The organism is Reichenbachiella sp. (assembly GCF_965223055.1).
Lineage (GTDB): Bacteria > Bacteroidota > Bacteroidia > Cytophagales > Cyclobacteriaceae > Reichenbachiella.
Genome location: NZ_CBDCVM010000010.1, coordinates 64951 through 82214, shown reverse-complemented (window position 1 = coordinate 82214; position 17264 = coordinate 64951). Strand labels below are relative to the sequence as shown.

Below are 17264 nucleotides of genomic sequence, written 5' to 3'. Positions count from 1 at the left end.
AAATGAATAACGAATCCATAAAAAATTCAAGCGAGGCACCAGAGCCCGTAGGCCTTTATCCTCATGCTAGAAAAGTTGGTAATCTTCTTTTTCTCTCAGGGGTTGGTCCTAGAGAAAAAGGAACTAAAGTAATACCCGGTGTTGATTTAGACAGCAATGGTCAGGTGAAATCATACGACATTGCAGCACAGTGTCATTCAGTTTTCAAAAACATCAAACTCATATTGGAAGCATCTGGTTCCTCATGGGATCAATTGGTCGATGTGACTGTTTTTCTTACCAACATGAAAGACGATTTCAAAACGTACAATGAAATCTATGCACAGTATTTCAAAGACAATCAACCCTGTCGTACTACGGTAGAAATCAATTGTCTACCTACACCTATTGCGATTGAACTAAAGTGTGTAGCAACAATAGAATAATCCTGCTTCTTACTCCATTGATAGTGACTTAAATGCGGCGTCCAAATCATTGTATCTGTTTCTGATATTTTCGATGCTTTGTTCACCATAGCGAGCAGAATATTTATCAATTTCGACCTGGATGGCTTCTAGTCTGGACTGCTGGTAGTCGTCCTCCATCTTATTTGCTTCATTCTCTGCTCCTACAATACCATATAGTTGCGAGATGGCATTAGATTTATCCTGATATTCATCACCCCAGCCATATTCAGCGAGTGTATCTTTTATTTTTTGTTTTCCTGCATTCATTTTTTCCGGCGTTGGGGAGCCATTAGCCATTTCAACTTGTAGTTCTTTTAATACTTGCGTGTAAGGGCCAACAGCATTTATGAATCTGGTAATCTCACTGTCAGAAATAGTCAACTCTTGGGCATTGACCCAAAATGACGATGAAATGATACTACAAATTAGAATCATGGACTTTATTGGTGCATTCATAAGTTTAGTTATGTAATCGGTTTGCAAATTTTTCGACCAAAATAAACAATTTCTATTTTTTGAGATTTGAAAAAAAAATCAAACCATAAAAGTGACCACATGAATTTGTTCTCAAAGTATAATGAGTGTATATTGATCTTTTATACTCAACCAAACAATTAAACTATTATGACATTTACTGTTAAACATCAGGAGACTTATTCCAGAGGAGAGTTGCTTCTAAGATCCTTTTTTGGATATTTCTACATTGTTCTTCCTCACGCATTCTTGTTAATGTTTCTAGGTCTTTGGGGATCCATTCTTACCTTTATCTCCTGGCTTATTATTATGTTCACAGGCAGCTATCCGGAGAGCTTTTTCGAATATCAAGTAAAACTAATGAAATGGTCTACCAGGGTGAATCTCCGAATTTACAATTTGGCGGACGGCTACCCTGCATTTGGATTAGAAAGTGAAGACCCCGCATTCTCACTTGACATTCCTTACCCTGAAAACCTGAGTAGATCGACTCAGTTATTGAAATTATTTTTTGGCGCCATCTATGTAATTATTCCTCATGGATTCTTACTTCTATTCAGAGGTATAGCCACCATGTTCCTTTGGATTTTGGGTTGGTGGGTAGTATTATTCACTGGCAAATTCCCGGAATCTTGGCACGAGTTCATTGTTGGAACTATGCGATGGGGCCTGAGAGTTCAACTGTACATGGGGTACATGACTGATGATTACCCTCCATTCACAGGAAAATAAAGTAATAAAATATTTTTCGCAAAGTCATTACTTCCTTGTAATGACTTTGCTATAACTGACCTTTAAATCTCAATGGAATACCACGATCTCGAACAACCTGATGAGCTCAGCAAAAAAGAAAAGGAAGATGCCATGGGTGCTTATCTTATGATGTTCGCTGCCATTGGTGCTGGTTTGCCATTACCAATCATCAACTTAATTGCTTCAGTGATTTACTATTTTGTTCAGAAAAGAAACACCAGATTTGTTCGGTTTCACAGTCTCCAATCTCTTTGGAGTCAAATACCTACTACATTGATCAACGCAGGTGCGATGTACTGGACCTTACAGATTTTCCTCTTCGACAACCTGGAAGTGACTGATATGTACTATGGCTATTTGGTTATGCTGGTGATATTGAACCTGGCCTATTTTGCTTTTAGTATAGTGGGAGCTGTAAAGGCAAGAAATGGAAAAATGTACTACTTCCTTTTCTTTGGTAAAATATGCTACCATCAAGTATATCAAATCAAAGATGATATAGATAGTGAATCGAACAATGTAAACCTTCCTCCTAAGCTATGAGATGGAGTGCGCTCAAGGAGTTGGCGATACTCATAGCCATTTTTGTTGCCTTATGGGCTGGTTTTTCTTATTACAATTATGAGAAAATTGAAAATCCATTCTCAATTTCTCTGGAGAAAGAAGCTGAGTTGTCTGATTTTATAAATAAACATTTAATGACTGATTTTGAGTTTGTTCAAAATCAATCATTGGACTCCTCTATCCAAATCATTTCAGACCGATTGTTATCCAACTTAGATTCGTCGCAATACGAATACAAATTTCATATTGTTGACGAATCTGAAGCCAATGCATTCACCACGCTGAATGGTAATATTTATATCTTTAGTGGGCTCATTAGAGAAGTGTCATCTGCAGAAGAACTGGCGTTAATATTAGCCCACGAATTTGGACATGCAGAAAACAAACATGTCGTAGAGAAGCTTGTAAAAACCATAGGGATGGAGGCATTGTTTAGCATCCTGACTGGAGGAGATCCAGTACTCATTTCTGAAATCAGCAAATTGACACTTTCCACTTCATTCGACCGAATGAACGAAGAGGAAGCTGATGACTTTGCGCTATCCTTAGCCTACAGCAGCCAAATAAATCCTCGTAGGCTGGCTCAGTTTTTCCTAAAAATGAAAGCCAAGGATCAATCTGCTCTTCAAGAAAAATTGGAATTCATCAGCACCCATCCCATGAGCAATGACAGAATAAAAAAGTCATCGGACTACAAATTGCCCGATGACTTTGAAGAGATGCCTATTCCCTTAGATTGGGAAGAAGTAAAGAGTTATCTGAATTAGATACCGCTTACCTCAGCTTCTCTATGTATTTTTTTCACTAATCCTTGAAGTACTTTCCCAGGACCACACTCTATAAAGTTAGTTGCTCCGTCGGTAACCATCTGCTGTACTGATTGTGTCCATCGTACTGGCGCCGTTAGTTGAGCAATAAGATTAGCTTTTATTTCTTCTACATTACTATGCGCTTTAGCATCTACATTTTGATATACAGGACAAATGGGCTCCGAAAATGTAGTTGCCTCGATTGCTGCAGCCAATTGTTCTCTTGCTGGTTCCATCAAAGGCGAATGAAAGGCACCTCCTACTGGAAGCGGCAAAGCTCTTTTGGCTCCTGCTTCCTTCATTTTTTCGCAAGCCAATTCGATGCCGGCATTAGACCCTGAGATAACCAATTGTCCGGGGCAATTGTAATTTGCTGCTACCACTACATCATCTATTTCAGCGCAAATCTCCTCAACCTTATTATCTTCTAGGCCAAGAATAGCCGCCATAGTAGAAGGGTTCAATTCACAAGCTTTTTGCATAGCCTGAGCTCGCTGCGATACCAGTTTCAATCCATCTTCGAATGTCAATGTCCCATTAGCCACTAAAGCTGAAAATTCACCCAATGAATGACCAGCTACCATATCAGGCTTAAAATCATCACTAATTAGGGCTGAAACTACAGAGTGAATAAAAACTGCAGGCTGAGTCACCTTAGTCTCTTTCAATTCATCAGCAGTACCTTCAAACATGATTTTTGTAATATCAAACCCTAAAATTTGATTCGCACTATCAAATAGCGTCTTGGCTTTGCTTGAATTCTCATATAAATCTTTGCCCATGCCTGTAAACTGAGCGCCCTGTCCGGGAAATACATATGCTTTCATCAGGTATTTATTTAGTAGTTAGTAGAACTCGCAAACTGATCACTGAATGTAATCATAATGCTAGTTAAAAAATGTCTTAGTATAAAATTTGCGCAAACTTAAGCCAAAAGGAATCATTCTAAAAACCGATCTCGAGCCTCAGGAGGAGGAAGCATGCAAGCATCGGCTTGTCCCATGAGTCTGTATCTGTGCTTAGCTATTATGCTGTAAAAAAAATTGGAAATAAACGTGGGCAACAATTTAAAAATTCTTATCCATCTCCACGGAGCTCTCAAAAATCCTGCAATTTTAAATGCTGCTTGAGCGTGAGAATTAATTTCACCTTTAGACAGAAACAAAAGGCTTTCTGTATAATCAAGCGGTAGATTGAAATCTTTTAAAATAGATTGGCCCAATTGCGACTGAAGAGGAGCAAAAGTTAACTCAGCTTGGCTTTCGTGCTCCAAAATGAAATTAATCGAGCGATTACAAAATTTACATATACCATCGTAAAGAATCAGATGGTCTATTTCACGATCTGCACCCATCCCTTGATAGTTTGCTTGCTTTCATCTTCATTCAACACATCAAAAGTTACATCTGCACCATAATAGTAAACGCCTGCGGGTAACTCTCTCCCACTATCTGTGGTTCCATCCCAATTAATTAGAATACTATTGACACTTTGGCCTTCACCTCCTGAACGAGCCGAATTAAAATCAAATATTATTCCCCCCGAGCGGTCGAATACTTTAAACTCTACTCTTCTAACAAACCTCGGACAAAGTGAATAGTCAAAGTTCTCAATACTGTTATTCAAATCTGTGAATGGGGTAAATGTCTCATTAGTTAATTGTGCATCCTTGTCTGGTGAAAATGCATTTGGCAACACATAGTTGGGACAATTGTCAGCACAAAGCGTCTGCTCTACATCCCATTCTCCTTCATTTCCCGCTTTATCAACTGCTGTAATTCTATAGCAGCCTTTAAACGAGCCTAACCCCGTATGAGTGAAAAACGTTCCTTGTACTTCTGCTAAAAAGTCTACGCCTTTTTCCCCAAAACCTTCCTCAGATCCATCAATAGAAAAATATATTCGATAGGCTTTAACATCCGGATCACAATCCCCAAAATCATAAGTCCAACTTAAGTCTCTTGTAAAATTGGAGAATGAACAAGGTTGACCAGCCAAAAATGTAGTACAATCAAAACTCTCATCAAAAGTTAATACAGGCGTGCAATTAGGAGGCACTCCATCATCCAATTGAGCAGAGTTAATTTGTGCTTTGTTCACAATTGGATCTTCGAGTACGGCATTACCATAGCTCCCTCTGGTTTCTACATAATAATAGTAGACCAAGTCAGCATTCAGAGGATTTGAGTTCTCATCATAGACATCCTCAAAATACAATCCAGTAATTGATGCGTCAACACTAGTTAATGAATCGAAGTCGGACAAAACCAAATCCTCCTCCGACACAAACCCATCACCCTCATATCTGTAAATGGTGTGGTAATATTTCTCTGCAGGATCACCAGCCGCAGGCTGTACAATATTGGACCAAGGTGTCAGGGACTCCCAATTAAGGGTTATTGCCTGAGTCGTGGAGCTCGTTTCTAACCAGACCGATGACGCTGGTGCTGAAGCATCTAAAGGGTCATCATTTCCGATGAGCATCATATTTACAACATAATGATAGGCATTTGATTTGGTGTTTAATCCAGTGTCAGTATATGACAAGGTATTTAGTCCTACTTCTTTTTGGATGTCAGAAGCAACCGTATCTGGATTATTCAATCCTCCTTGTCCTGTAAATCTAACTACCTCATATTCATAGTCATTCAAATCAAGATCTAGAGGCAACTGCCATCTTAAAAAAATCTGTCCCGTTGTTTCATTAGTTTTTTCTACATCCACTTCTAATATGACAGGTGCTGTCAATCCCATCTCCACACAAACTTCTGTAGACGCATAACTCTCACCTCCAGTAGGTTCAGGAAAAACAGCTACAATTCGGTAACAGTAATTCGCACCAGGGGCCAGTTTCGCTCCGTCATTATCATCAAGGTAAGTTGTCGCATTAACCCCTACTGTATCAATCAATTGATAACCAGCAGATTCTGGAAGTCCAACATTACAGTCTTCTGCTAAAAACTCATAGGAATCTACTCTACGCCATATTTGAATACGACTAGCCCCTTGGCAGCCTGCATAAGAATCCCAATTTAATTCCACAGATCGTACTGGTTGAGCTGTACCAGTCAGCCCAGTGGGTGCGGGTGCCACCACAGTGATATTCCATGTTTTAAAATCAACCAGTTTAGGACCCAATTCCGGATTGTCTGTTGCCTTAAGTTGTACTTCATAGGGTCTTCTTCGAACCAATTCACAAGAAGTATTCCAACTAAACGCAGCACTAGCTGGAGAATTTTGATACGTCCCATCTGGATTAAGGACAGCACTATTTTCAGCAAATTCGAAAGGGCCACCAAACGCTTCAATTTTTACCTGATGTCCATCTGGGTCTGTGGCTGTGATCGTTTCATTTACTGGATTACCTGCTTCGACACATACATCAGGGGGAGGTAAAATCTCAGGTCTTTCATTATCTGTGTCCTCAATAATTACTTGCATATCCCGAACCAATGACCCCAATAAAAACCACTCTCCTTCTATTTTCCTCCATTCATCAACAATGAACGCAATATTATATTCACCAGGTGCTCCTGGAGCATCCCATAAAACGTTTCCTGAAATAGGATCTATCTCAAAAACTGGAATATCATTTTGATCTTCATTTCCATTTAGATAGTCTTCATAAAACTCTGGATCAGCAGGAGAAAGATAATTGTTTACTACTCTATCAAGGGCTTGTTTAGGTTCTGTAAGTCGATATGAAAGACTATCTCCATCGCTATCAAAAGCACCTGGATTATGAAGAAAAGCGGCTCCAACAGCACCTTTGTCTATTGGTGGCACTAAGAATACAGGTGTGTTATTAAGTCCAACAAATGGATCAATCAAAATTGTTGTTTCTATATAGAATGGAGTATCAACAGAATTAGACATATTTTGAATACCTGCATTTCTGTTTCGTTCGTTGTATCGTACGGTATATTTACCGGGAGCAGAAAATGTATGAGATATTTCAAAATAATTGTACGCTACCTCATCCTCCAAGGGAGAAGATCCGCTAACCTCCGCGTATTCTGCCAGGTTCAAAACAGTGCCATCTCCAAAGTCAATTTCTCCACCGCCAAAAACCACTGAAGATCCTGTATCTGTATAACCAATCACTGTAAATCTGTAAGTAAGACTGGAATTAGAGGTTCTAACTGCTACAATCTCACCCGCCCTGATATGGGTAGCGATAGCTTCTTCAAAACAAAAAAGCAATGAGAAAAAAAGTAAGCCTATAATTCTAAGTCCCGCTTGGTATGTCATTAAAATGAGGTTTGATATTTATATTCAAAGTTGAAACAATTCTTTCAACTCATTCCCTATGCTTTTTGTTCCAGATATTATTGAAACGAAATATTCTTTGGCATTAAATATATAAGATTAACGTCATTGTTGACATGAATCATGCGGCAAACTCTAAAATTTTTATGTGTACTAATTTCATTTTGACAATTCTTTCTGCTCTAATTTATAATAAGTCTAAATACCAAAACTGAATTTCGCATATCATTGGTTGCTACGCCCTCCAACTATATATTTGGGGCATCATTTAGCATCTAAATTTTCAACAATCGTAGTATGAGTTGGTTTACACAAACACTTTCAGGCAGCGTCGGCAAAAAACTCTTGATGGCTCTGACTGGACTATTTCTAATTTTGTTTCTAGTTATACATTTAGCTGGAAATTTGCAGCTACTTTTCAATGATGGAGGAAAGGCGTTTAATATATACGCAACTGGCATGGCCAACAATCCTTTAATTAAGGTAGTATCCTATGGCAATTTCTTTTTCATTTTGCTTCATATTGTAGATGGCATCATCCTTACAATGAAAAACAAAGCAGCCAGAAACGTGAGGTATCATGTAGCTACTAAAGATTCTAAAAGTAGCTGGGCTTCTAAAAATATGGCCCTACTTGGAATCATTACATTGGTATTTATTATTGCTCACCTAAAGGGATTCTGGTACGAATTCAAATTTGGAGCCATACCTTTTGCAACCTATGACGGTGTAGAATATAAAGATGTTTATCAGATAGTTGCGGCCACCTATGCCCAACCTTTATTCGTTGCTTTCTATGTGGTATGTATGATCTTCTTAGGGCTTCATTTGTCACATGGTTTTTCAAGTGCATTTCAGTCCATGGGACTTAATCATAAAAAATATACGCCTTTCATTTCTAAACTTGGGACACTATATTCAATCCTGATTCCTTTAGGATTTGCAAGTATTCCAATCATTATGTTTTTAAGAGGATAAATCAATTAAGAAAAAATTAAGACCTATTTATAATGGCTTTAGATTCCAAAATACCTGAAGGACCGTTAGCTGAAAAGTGGACGAATCACAAATTCAAAAGCAAACTGGTCAACCCAGCCAATAAAAGAAAATATGATGTAATCGTAGTAGGTACCGGACTCGCAGGTGCTGCAGCCGCCGCTTCCTTTGGCGAACTTGGTTACAATGTAAAATCATTCTGCTTTCAAGATAGCCCTAGACGGGCGCACAGTATTGCCGCACAAGGCGGTATCAATGCAGCAAAAAATTATCAAAACGATGGAGACTCAGTCTTTAGATTGTTTTACGATACAATTAAAGGTGGTGACTACAGAGGTCGAGAAGCCAACATTCACCGATTAGCTGAAGTGTCGGTTAATATCATTGACCAGTGCGTAGCGCAAGGCGTTCCTTTCGCACGTGACTATGGCGGGCTTTTAGACAACCGTTCATTTGGTGGAGCGCAGGTTTCACGTACGTTCTACGCTCGTGGTCAAACAGGACAGCAGTTGCTTCTAGGCGCATATAGTGCATTAAGCAGACAAGTCGCTTCCGGAAAAGTCCAGCTGCATGCCAGAACTGAAATGCTAGACGTTGTGATCGTAAACGGTCAGGCAAGAGGTATCGTAACAAGAAACTTAATCACTGGCGAGATCGAATCTCATAGTGCTCATGCCGTAGTATTAGCTACTGGAGGGTACGGCAACGTATTCTTCCTATCGACCAATGCCATGGGATCAAACGTGACTGCAGCTTGGAGAGCCCACAAAAAAGGCGCTTTCTTTGGCAACCCTTGTTACACACAAATACACCCGACTTGTATCCCAGTATCAGGCGATCACCAGTCTAAATTGACTTTGATGTCTGAATCTCTCAGAAACGACGGTAGAATTTGGGTACCAAAAACAGCTGTTAAAGGATTGAAAGCAGCTGATGCGGCTAAGATTGCTGAAGAAGATAGAGATTACTACTTGGAGAGAAAATATCCTGCATTTGGCAACCTGGTACCAAGAGATGTGGCTTCTCGAAACGCCAAACAAATGTGCGACGAAGGTCGTGGAGTAGGCAATACAGGATTGGCTGTTTTCCTTGATTTTTCTGATGCTATCAAGCGAGACGGCTACGATACTATAAAAGGCAAGTATGGTAACCTCTTTGATATGTACAAGCAGATCACAGGAGATGACCCATACGAAATGCCAATGATGATCTATCCGGCAGTTCACTACACCATGGGTGGTCTTTGGGTGGATTACAACCTGATGACTACTGTTCCTGGATTGTATGCTGCTGGTGAAGCCAATTTTTCTGATCACGGTGCCAATAGACTTGGCGCGTCTGCATTGATGCAAGGGCTAGCTGATGGGTACTTTGTTTTACCATACACGATTGGAGATTATTTGGCCGACATGCCATATGAAAAGATCCCAACAGACCACGAAGAATTCCAAAAAGCCGAAAAAGAAGTAAAAGACAGAATTCAAAAACTATTGAGTATCAATGGTGAGAAGACTGTAGATGACTTCCACAAAGAGCTCGGCCACATCATGTGGGAATACTGCGGTATGGCCAGAAATGAAGAAGGCTTGAATACTGCCAAGAGCAAAATCAAGGCTTTGAAAGAAGAATTCTGGAAGAATGTAAAAGTATTGGGTGACAATGAAGAGATGAATATGTCTCTCGAAAAAGCCAACAGGGTAGCAGACTTTATTGAACTTGGAGAGTTAATGATCGACGATGCACAAAACAGAAAAGAGTCTTGTGGCGGCCACTTCCGTGAAGAATCACAGACACCTGAAGGCGAAGCCTTAAGAATCGATGACGAGTTTTCTTATGTAGCCGCTTGGGAATACCAAGGCGAAGGAAAAGAGGAAAAACTCAACAAAGAGCCATTAGAATTCGAAAATGTGAAATTGACCCAAAGAAGCTATAAATAAGAATTGATATGAATCTGAAATTAAAAATCTGGAGACAGAAAAACGCAAACGATAAGGGTGCTTTCGAATCATACGATGTTTCGGACGTATCGCCAGACATGTCATTTCTTGAAATGCTGGACGTATTGAACGAGGACCTTTCCAGAGAAGGTAAGGACCCAGTACACTTCGATCATGATTGTAGGGAGGGTATTTGTGGTATGTGTTCATTATATATCAATGGTAAACCTCACGGCCCAAAAGACGCCGTGACCACTTGCCAGCTACACATGAGATCTTTCAAAGACGGTGACATCATTGTTATCGAACCGTGGAGAGCAGCCGCTTTCCCTGTGCAAAAGGATTTGGTAGTAGACAGAGGGTCGTTCGACAGAATCATTCAGGCTGGCGGCTATGTCAATGTGAACACTGGAGGTGTACCTGATGCTAATGAAATTCCTATTCCGAAAGTTATCGCTGATGAGGCCATGGATGCCGCTCAGTGTATTGGATGTGGCGCTTGCGTGGCCGCTTGTAAAAACGCTTCTGCAATGCTTTTTACTGCAGCTAAAGTTTCTCAATTGGCGCTATTGCCTCAGGGACAAGTAGAGCGTCATACTCGTGTAGAAAACATGGTAGCGCAGATGGAAGAAGAAGGTTTTGGTAACTGCACCAATACCCAGGCTTGCGAAGCGGTTTGTCCAAAGGAGATTAGTGTGACACACATTGCTAGATTGAACAGAGAATACCTATCTGCTAAGGCTTCATCGGATAACATCTAGTCCTTCGATATACAAGAATTCAATGCCATTATTGCATCGCGCAGTAATGGCATTTTTTATATATTACTCAATCAATGAACTAAACTTAATATTATGAACAAAGTAAAAAATGCCTTTTTGGCGATCGTATTCGTATTACCTATGCTGTTTGTTGCCACCTCTTGTGATGACGATGAGGATGACAACGGCTGGACTGATGCAGAAAAAGAACAACTTGTATCCGAATGCGTTTCGGATGAATCAGGTACAGAAGAACAATGCCAATGCTTCGCAGATCAAGTGACTAATGAATTCAGTAAAAGTCAATTTGAAAATGAAGATTTTTCCGATGCTGATGCATTTAAGCTTCTGGAAATAATTTCAGATTGTGGTATTTTACTTTCATTTGGATAAAATCAAAGAGAATTAGATTAAAGGTTTATCGCATGATGAACCTTTTTTTATACCATGTTAATCTCCGTAGTTCTGCCATTCTACAATGCTCAAAGTTGCTTAAAACAAGCAATTACTAGCATCCTCAACCAAACCTATTCCGATTTCGAACTCCTCCTTATCAACAACAACTCAACAGATAACAGTGAGTCCATTGCCAAACAATTGGCTCAAACCGATTCAAGAATACAACTACTCAGCGAAACTCAACAAGGCGTAGTCTTCGCTGCCAACACTGGCATGAGAGCAGCCAAAGGTGAATTCATCGCTCGAATGGATGCTGATGATGTTGCACAACCCGAACGATTAGAAAGACAATTAAGGCACCTGGAATCCAATCCTGATATCTCCATTTCTGCCTCGCAAGCCAATTACAAAACCGAAAACAAAGAACTTAGCGATTTTTCACATTTCGTAGAATGGAGCAATGCATTAGTCTCTTGGAAAGACATCTATCAGAACCGATTCGTAGAATTTCCAGTAGTCAACCCAACCCTTATGTTTCGGCGATCGCTGCTGGAAGAGGTGGGCTATTTAAAAGAAGGTGATTTTCCAGAGGACTACGAGTGGTTTTTACGTGCCATCAACAAGGGGTTCAAAATAGAAAAACTCCCCCTACCCTTGCTCGACTGGCACGACAGTTTGAAAAGACTAACCAGAACAGATTCACGCTACCAAAGCGATGCTTTCTTTCGAATTAAAACGAAATACCTCACAATACACTTAAAAAACATCAACCAAACTAAAGTGTGGATTTGGGGTGCAGGTAAGTTTGGATTAAAACGAAGTCAGCTATTGCTCAATCATGGCATTGAGATCGTGGGGTACATTGATATCAAGAAAGGCAAACAATTGAATGGCTTCTCGTGTGTACACTTTAAAAACATACAAATTGAAACTCAGCCCTTCATCCTTAGCTATATCACGAATAGAAATAAACGTGATGAAGTAAGATCATTTCTAGATTCTAAAGACTACCGAGAGGGAAAGAATTATATCATTGCGGGATGACGACTGGAACTCTTCCAAAATTTGAAACATTGGATGAGTTTTCACCGCAATATGTGGAAAACTTCCCTCCTTTACGTACCGTTTATCCAAACGAAATTCCTAGCTTTAAAGTCCTATTTGCACTTACGAAATAACCACCATGTCATTTCGAGTGAAACGAGAAATCTTCATCATTTCTAGCATCGTTGTTAGCTACAATAAGATCTCTCCTAGCGTCGAGATGACATAATAAATTAGTCGCACATGTACCTAATATTCGATACCGAGACCACTGGACTACCGAAAAATTATAATGCTCCTCTGGAGGATCTTGACAACTGGCCACGCCTGGTGCAGCTGGCTTGGCAAGTACATGCGAATGATGGTTCTCTGATCAGCGACAAAAACTACATCATCAAACCAGAAGGCTATACCATACCCTTCAACGCCCAAAAGATTCACGGCATCTCCACCAAAAGAGCTGAAGAGGAAGGTCATGACCTGAATGAAGTGCTCAGCATCTTTTCTGAAGACCTTACGCAGATCAAAGCAGTAATCGGACACAATGTAGAGTTTGATCTTAACATTGTAGGCGCGGAATATTTAAGAAAAGAAAGAAACAATGACCTGGCATCAGTTGATTCCATAGACACTAAAGACGAATCGACTGAATTTGTAGCCATTCCCGGACGAGGAGGCAAATTCAAATGGCCTACCCTAACCGAGCTCCATACCAAGCTTTTCGGCGTTGGGTTCGACGATGCGCACGATGCAGCATATGACGTGGATGCCACAGCCAAATGTTTCTTTGGACTTTTGACCGAAGGTGTGATCGCTCCGCTGGATGACACATCGAAAGAAAACATCAAGTATGAAGCACCAGATTTGGCAGCAGCCAATTTTGCTGTCAAAGACAATAACAAAGGCATTGACATTGATACTGAAGCGGCCAAAGCTATCGATGCACCATTCTGCCATTTGCATGTGCATTCACAGTTCTCTGTACTTCAGGCCACCCCTAAAATCAAGCCCTTGATTGCTAAAGCAAAGGAAATGGGAATGCCAGCTGTGGGTCTGACGGATTTAGGAAACATGTACGGAGGATACCACTTTGTGGAAGGTGCCATCAAAGAAGGAATCAAACCTATTTTAGGTCAGGAATTTTTCATTTCTGAAGAAAGAAAAACACTCAAATTCACCAAAGACAATCCAGATCGTATGACGAGGATTGTACTTCTTGCCAAAAACAAGAAAGGCTATCACAACCTGGCCAAACTTTCTTCTCTAGGACATATGGAGGGCCTGTATGGATTTTACCCGAGAATCGACAAAGAACTCATCCAACAGTACAAAGAAGACATCATTTGTCTGACTGGTGGTTTGATGTGTGAGGTGCCTTCATTGGCACTAAACCAAGGAGAAGAAAAAGCAGAAGAAGCACTTCTCTGGTGGAAGGAACAATTTGGAGATGATTTGTATATCGAACTCAACCGACACGGTTTAGATGAAGAGAATCACTTGAACGAAATCCTTCAGGGATTTGCTAAAAAGCACAACATCAAATTGATCGCTTCTAACCACGTTCATTATTTGGACAAAGATGAATCAAAAGCACACGATGTATTGCTCTGCATCAAAGATGGTAAAAGCATCAACGACGAAGTAGGTAGAGGACGTGCATACAGAGATGCCCTTCCGAATGATCAGTATTATTTCAAAAGCCAAGAAGAAATGAAGGCATTGTTTGCCGACATACCTGAAGCCGTTGAAAACATAAAACTCCTTATTGATACTGTAGAGGAATATCGACTGTCTCGAGACGTACTCTTGCCGGCATACGACATTCCAGAAGAATTCAAGGACCCAAAAGACGACGAAGATGGTGGCAAACGCGGTGAAAACAATTTTCTCCGCCACCTGACATATGAAGGTGCAAAAAGACGCTATGGTGAGATTACTGAAGAAATCACCGAACGTCTCGACTTTGAGCTAAAAACAATCGAAAACTCTGGTTACCCAGGTTATTTCCTTATTGTCCAGGACTTCACCACCAAGTCGAGAGAAATGGGTGTCTCCGTAGGACCAGGTCGTGGTTCGGCGGCAGGATCAGCCGTGGCCTATTGCATTGGCATTACGAATGTAGACCCCATCGCCTACGACCTACTTTTTGAGCGTTTCTTGAACCCAGATCGTGTATCTCTTCCCGATATTGATATTGATTTTGACGACGAAGGGCGTGATAAGGTCATTCAATATGTGATTGATAAATACGGGCAAACTCAGGTAGCTCAGATTATTACCTACGGTACCATGGCAGCAAAGTCATCCATCCGAGATTCTGGCCGAGTGATGGAGCTACCACTACCGGATACAGACTCAATCGCCAAACTGATTCCTGAAAGACCAGGCATCAGTTTAGAAAAGGCTTTCAAAGAAGTGAAAGAACTCCAATCTATGGAAAGCGGGCATGGGTTAAAATCTGAAGTAATACAACAAGCAAGGGTACTGGAAGGGTCAGTTCGAAATACAGGAATCCATGCTTGCGGTGTAATCATTACGCCAAGTGACATCACCCAACATGTACCAGTTGGGGTAGCCAAAGACTCGGATCTTTTGGTGACGCAGTTCGACAACAGCGTGGTGGAAAGTGCAGGGATGTTGAAAATGGACTTCTTGGGCCTAAAAACCCTTTCCATTATCAAGACTGCCTGCGCCAATGTAAAAAAACGACATGATGTAGAAATCATCCCAGACGACATTCCGCTTGACGATAAAAAAACCTACGAGCTCTATCAACGTGGCGAGACCAACGGTACCTTCCAGTTTGAGTCGCCGGGTATGCAGAAGCACTTGCGCTCACTCAAGCCAGATAGGTTCGAAGATTTGATTGCTATGAATGCCTTGTATCGTCCAGGCCCGATGGAGTACATCCCCAACTTTATTGCTCGTAAGATGGGAACCGAAGAGATCGAATATGATCTCGACGGGATGGAAGAATACCTAGCCGAAACATATGGCATCACAGTCTATCAGGAGCAGGTGATGCGTCTTTCGCAGAAATTGGCTGGATTTACCAAAGGTGAGGCAGACATGCTTCGAAAGGCCATGGGTAAGAAGATCCAGGCCATTCTAGATCAACTTAAACCCAAGTTTGTAGAGGGTTGCCTCGAACGGGGCCACGATGAAGCCAAAGTCCAAAAAGTATGGAAGGACTGGGAAGCCTTCGCCGCCTACGCGTTCAACAAGTCTCATTCCACGTGTTACTCTGTAGTAGCCTATCATACCGCGTATCTCAAGGCCCACTACCCTGCCGAGTATATGGCAGCCGTGCTCACGCACAACCAAAATAATATTGAAAAGGTAAGTTTCTTTATGGAAGAATGCCGGGTGAGGAAGATTCCTGTTTTAGGACCAGATGTCAATGAATCGGGGGTTTTCTTTCAAGTGAATGACGAAGGGAAAATTAGATTCGGAATGGGTGCCATCAAAGGTGCGGGTGAGGCAGCGGCCATTTCCATTATTGAAGAACGTGAAGAGAATGGCAAGTTCAAAGACTTCTTCGACTTTGTGACTCGAATCAACCTAAGATCTGTTAATAAAAAGACATTAGAGGCATTGGCTCAGTCTGGTGGCTTCGACTGCTTTGAAGTATATCACAGAAGACAATACCTAATCACGGATGACGGAGAACCTAGCTTGATCGAAAAGGCTATCAAGTACGCCAACAAAATGGAGCAGGAAGAAGCCAGTGCGCAAGCTTCTTTGTTTGGAGGAGATTCTGGAGTATCTATCCCTACTCCTACGGTTTCTAACGTTGAGCCTTTTTCAGAGTTAGAAAAGTTAAGGATAGAGAAAGAAGTGGTTGGACTCTATATCTCTGGACATCCACTGGATCAGTTCAAGTTTGAAATTGACCAATTCACCAATACGTCAATCAAAGAACTCAACGGCGAGCTGACCGAGCTACAGAAAAAAGGAAGCATAAAAATCGCTGGCCAGGTCTCAGCTGTGGGGCACCGAGTCACTAAAAACGGCAAGCCTTTTGGGACCATCACTTTAGAGGATTTCACAGACTCGTTTACTTTCTTTTTATTTTCGGACGACTACATCAAATTCAAAGAATATTTTGAAACTGGATGGTTTCTTTACTTCCAATGCGCAGTACAAAACCGCTGGAAAGGTGAAGAATTAGAACTCAAAGTAAAGTCCATGGATTTGCTCACCGAAATCAGAGGAGAAAAAACCAAAGGCTTGAACTTGAGAATTAAGCTAAAAGACGTGAATGATGGTTTGATTCATGAGATTAAAAAACTGACAACTGAATACGCGGGCAGCAGTTTACTCAAACTTGATATCGTGGACGAAGAAGAAAATATGCAAGTCAATTTACTTTCACGTAAAGTGAAAATTGAACCGGATAATGGATTGCTTGATAAGTTGGAAGCGATGGATGAAATTCAGTATAAGGTGATTGCCTGACCATATTGGCCAGGCAAGTCACTTACTTTTTCTTAGTGAAATAGTAAACGATTGCTGTAATAATACTGAAAAACAAAGCACAGATAATCCACAAGGCTTTACTTCCACCACTCATACTTTTTTGTTTAGTCAGCACTTCAAAGATCACCCAAATAGCACTAATCAAGGCTACTAGGTAAAGAATAGAATTTGTATCCATAATAATTGACGGTTTGTTGAGAATGATTGATTCTTAATATACTCTTTTTCCAACAGACAATTATCCTACGCTAAGAAATAGATTAACTCAGACTATCTAAATTCCCTCAATTGAACAGAGTTTTTTGCTTTGCTTTTAGCACTCAAAGAATTGGG

General features: G+C 40.7%; 15 protein-coding genes. 10 read left to right on the top strand and 5 right to left on the bottom strand.

Translation table 11 applies throughout. The features are described from left to right. Positions 1-2 precede the first annotated feature (2 nt). A complete protein-coding gene (locus ACOQO5_RS08165; RefSeq protein WP_420581198.1) occupies positions 3-425 on the top strand; it encodes a RidA family protein in 423 nt (140 codons plus the stop codon). Positions 426-434: 9 nt separating this feature from the next. On the opposite strand, the gene ACOQO5_RS08160 is transcribed toward ACOQO5_RS08165, so the two are convergent. Next, a complete protein-coding gene (locus tag ACOQO5_RS08160; protein ID WP_420581197.1) occupies positions 435-902 on the bottom strand; it encodes a hypothetical protein in 468 nt (155 codons plus the stop codon). 168 nt (positions 903-1070) lie between these two features. Here ACOQO5_RS08160 and ACOQO5_RS08155 point away from each other — a divergent pair, with 168 nt between their 5' ends. From ACOQO5_RS08155 to ACOQO5_RS08145, 3 genes are all read left to right on the top strand, one after another. Further along, on the top strand, positions 1071-1652 hold the full coding sequence (locus ACOQO5_RS08155) for a DUF4389 domain-containing protein (protein ID WP_420581196.1): 582 nt from the start codon (positions 1071-1073) through the stop codon (positions 1650-1652). Between the two features lie 72 nt (positions 1653-1724). Continuing rightward, positions 1725-2216, top strand: coding sequence for a DUF4870 domain-containing protein (locus tag ACOQO5_RS08150; protein WP_420581195.1), 492 nt, complete (start codon positions 1725-1727; stop codon positions 2214-2216). Continuing rightward, positions 2213-3004, top strand: coding sequence for a M48 family metallopeptidase (locus tag ACOQO5_RS08145; protein WP_420581194.1), 792 nt, complete (start codon positions 2213-2215; stop codon positions 3002-3004). Before ACOQO5_RS08150 ends, ACOQO5_RS08145 begins: the two co-directional genes overlap by 4 nt. On the opposite strand, the gene fabD is transcribed toward ACOQO5_RS08145, so the two are convergent. The 3 genes from fabD to ACOQO5_RS08130 all read right to left on the bottom strand — a co-directional run bounded on the left by fabD (position 3001) and on the right by ACOQO5_RS08130 (position 7297). Beyond that, positions 3001-3873 carry an ACP S-malonyltransferase gene (fabD, locus tag ACOQO5_RS08140; protein ID WP_420581193.1) on the bottom strand — a complete coding sequence of 291 codons (873 nt, stop codon included), beginning with the start codon at positions 3871-3873 and terminating at the stop codon, positions 3001-3003. The genes ACOQO5_RS08145 and fabD overlap by 4 nt on opposite strands. A gap of 113 nt (positions 3874-3986) precedes the next feature. Then, on the bottom strand, positions 3987-4400 hold the full coding sequence (locus tag ACOQO5_RS08135; RefSeq protein WP_420581192.1) for a thiol-disulfide oxidoreductase DCC family protein: 414 nt from the start codon (positions 4398-4400) through the stop codon (positions 3987-3989). Then, positions 4379-7297, bottom strand: coding sequence for a gliding motility-associated C-terminal domain-containing protein (locus ACOQO5_RS08130; protein ID WP_420581191.1), 2919 nt, complete (start codon positions 7295-7297; stop codon positions 4379-4381). Before ACOQO5_RS08130 ends, ACOQO5_RS08135 begins: the two co-directional genes overlap by 22 nt. 315 nt (positions 7298-7612) lie before the next feature. On the opposite strand from ACOQO5_RS08130, the gene ACOQO5_RS08125 reads away from it, so the two are divergent. The 6 genes from ACOQO5_RS08125 to dnaE all read left to right on the top strand — a co-directional run bounded on the left by ACOQO5_RS08125 (position 7613) and on the right by dnaE (position 16910). Next, positions 7613-8293: a succinate dehydrogenase cytochrome b subunit gene (locus ACOQO5_RS08125; protein ID WP_420581190.1), complete on the top strand. Its 681-nt coding sequence runs from the start codon at positions 7613-7615 to the stop codon at positions 8291-8293. A 32-nt stretch (positions 8294-8325) separates the two neighbouring features. Continuing rightward, the gene (locus ACOQO5_RS08120; RefSeq protein ID WP_420581189.1) at positions 8326-10248 is read left to right on the top strand and encodes a fumarate reductase/succinate dehydrogenase flavoprotein subunit; all 1923 of its coding nucleotides are present in this window, start codon (positions 8326-8328) and stop codon (positions 10246-10248) included. An 8-nt stretch (positions 10249-10256) separates the two neighbouring features. After that, complete coding sequence (locus ACOQO5_RS08115; protein WP_420581188.1) at positions 10257-11009, top strand: succinate dehydrogenase/fumarate reductase iron-sulfur subunit; 753 nt, start codon at positions 10257-10259, stop codon at positions 11007-11009. 93 nt (positions 11010-11102) lie between these two features. Then, the gene (locus ACOQO5_RS08110) at positions 11103-11402 is read left to right on the top strand and encodes a hypothetical protein (protein WP_420581187.1); all 300 of its coding nucleotides are present in this window, start codon (positions 11103-11105) and stop codon (positions 11400-11402) included. 54 nt (positions 11403-11456) lie between these two features. Next, positions 11457-12452, top strand: a complete 996-nt coding sequence (locus tag ACOQO5_RS08105) for a glycosyltransferase family 2 protein (protein WP_420581186.1) — start codon at positions 11457-11459, stop codon at positions 12450-12452. Between the two features lie 243 nt (positions 12453-12695). Beyond that, complete coding sequence (dnaE, locus tag ACOQO5_RS08100; protein WP_420581185.1) at positions 12696-16910, top strand: DNA polymerase III subunit alpha; 4215 nt, start codon at positions 12696-12698, stop codon at positions 16908-16910. Positions 16911-16932: 22 nt separating this feature from the next. Here dnaE and ACOQO5_RS08095 read toward each other — a convergent pair whose 3' ends face one another. Next, on the bottom strand, positions 16933-17109 hold the full coding sequence (locus tag ACOQO5_RS08095; RefSeq protein ID WP_318172295.1) for a PLDc N-terminal domain-containing protein: 177 nt from the start codon (positions 17107-17109) through the stop codon (positions 16933-16935). Positions 17110-17264 lie beyond the last annotated feature (155 nt).

Bases quoted from the DNA above. Each gene is read 5' to 3' on its own strand.
- ACOQO5_RS08165 (WP_420581198.1), top strand. From the start codon at position 3: ATGAATAACGAATCCATAAAAAATTCAAGCGAGGCACCAGAGCCCGTA.
- ACOQO5_RS08160 (WP_420581197.1), bottom strand. From the start codon at position 902: ATGAATGCACCAATAAAGTCCATGATTCTAATTTGTAGTATCATTTCA.
- ACOQO5_RS08155 (WP_420581196.1), top strand. From the start codon at position 1,071: ATGACATTTACTGTTAAACATCAGGAGACTTATTCCAGAGGAGAGTTG.
- ACOQO5_RS08150 (WP_420581195.1), top strand. From the start codon at position 1,725: ATGGAATACCACGATCTCGAACAACCTGATGAGCTCAGCAAAAAAGAA.
- ACOQO5_RS08145 (WP_420581194.1), top strand. From the start codon at position 2,213: ATGAGATGGAGTGCGCTCAAGGAGTTGGCGATACTCATAGCCATTTTT.
- fabD (WP_420581193.1), bottom strand. From the start codon at position 3,873: ATGAAAGCATATGTATTTCCCGGACAGGGCGCTCAGTTTACAGGCATG.
- ACOQO5_RS08135 (WP_420581192.1), bottom strand. From the start codon at position 4,400: ATGGGTGCAGATCGTGAAATAGACCATCTGATTCTTTACGATGGTATA.
- ACOQO5_RS08130 (WP_420581191.1), bottom strand. From the start codon at position 7,297: ATGACATACCAAGCGGGACTTAGAATTATAGGCTTACTTTTTTTCTCA.
- ACOQO5_RS08125 (WP_420581190.1), top strand. From the start codon at position 7,613: ATGAGTTGGTTTACACAAACACTTTCAGGCAGCGTCGGCAAAAAACTC.
- ACOQO5_RS08120 (WP_420581189.1), top strand. From the start codon at position 8,326: ATGGCTTTAGATTCCAAAATACCTGAAGGACCGTTAGCTGAAAAGTGG.
- ACOQO5_RS08115 (WP_420581188.1), top strand. From the start codon at position 10,257: ATGAATCTGAAATTAAAAATCTGGAGACAGAAAAACGCAAACGATAAG.
- ACOQO5_RS08110 (WP_420581187.1), top strand. From the start codon at position 11,103: ATGAACAAAGTAAAAAATGCCTTTTTGGCGATCGTATTCGTATTACCT.
- ACOQO5_RS08105 (WP_420581186.1), top strand. From the start codon at position 11,457: ATGTTAATCTCCGTAGTTCTGCCATTCTACAATGCTCAAAGTTGCTTA.
- dnaE (WP_420581185.1), top strand. From the start codon at position 12,696: ATGTACCTAATATTCGATACCGAGACCACTGGACTACCGAAAAATTAT.
- ACOQO5_RS08095 (WP_318172295.1), bottom strand. From the start codon at position 17,109: ATGGATACAAATTCTATTCTTTACCTAGTAGCCTTGATTAGTGCTATT.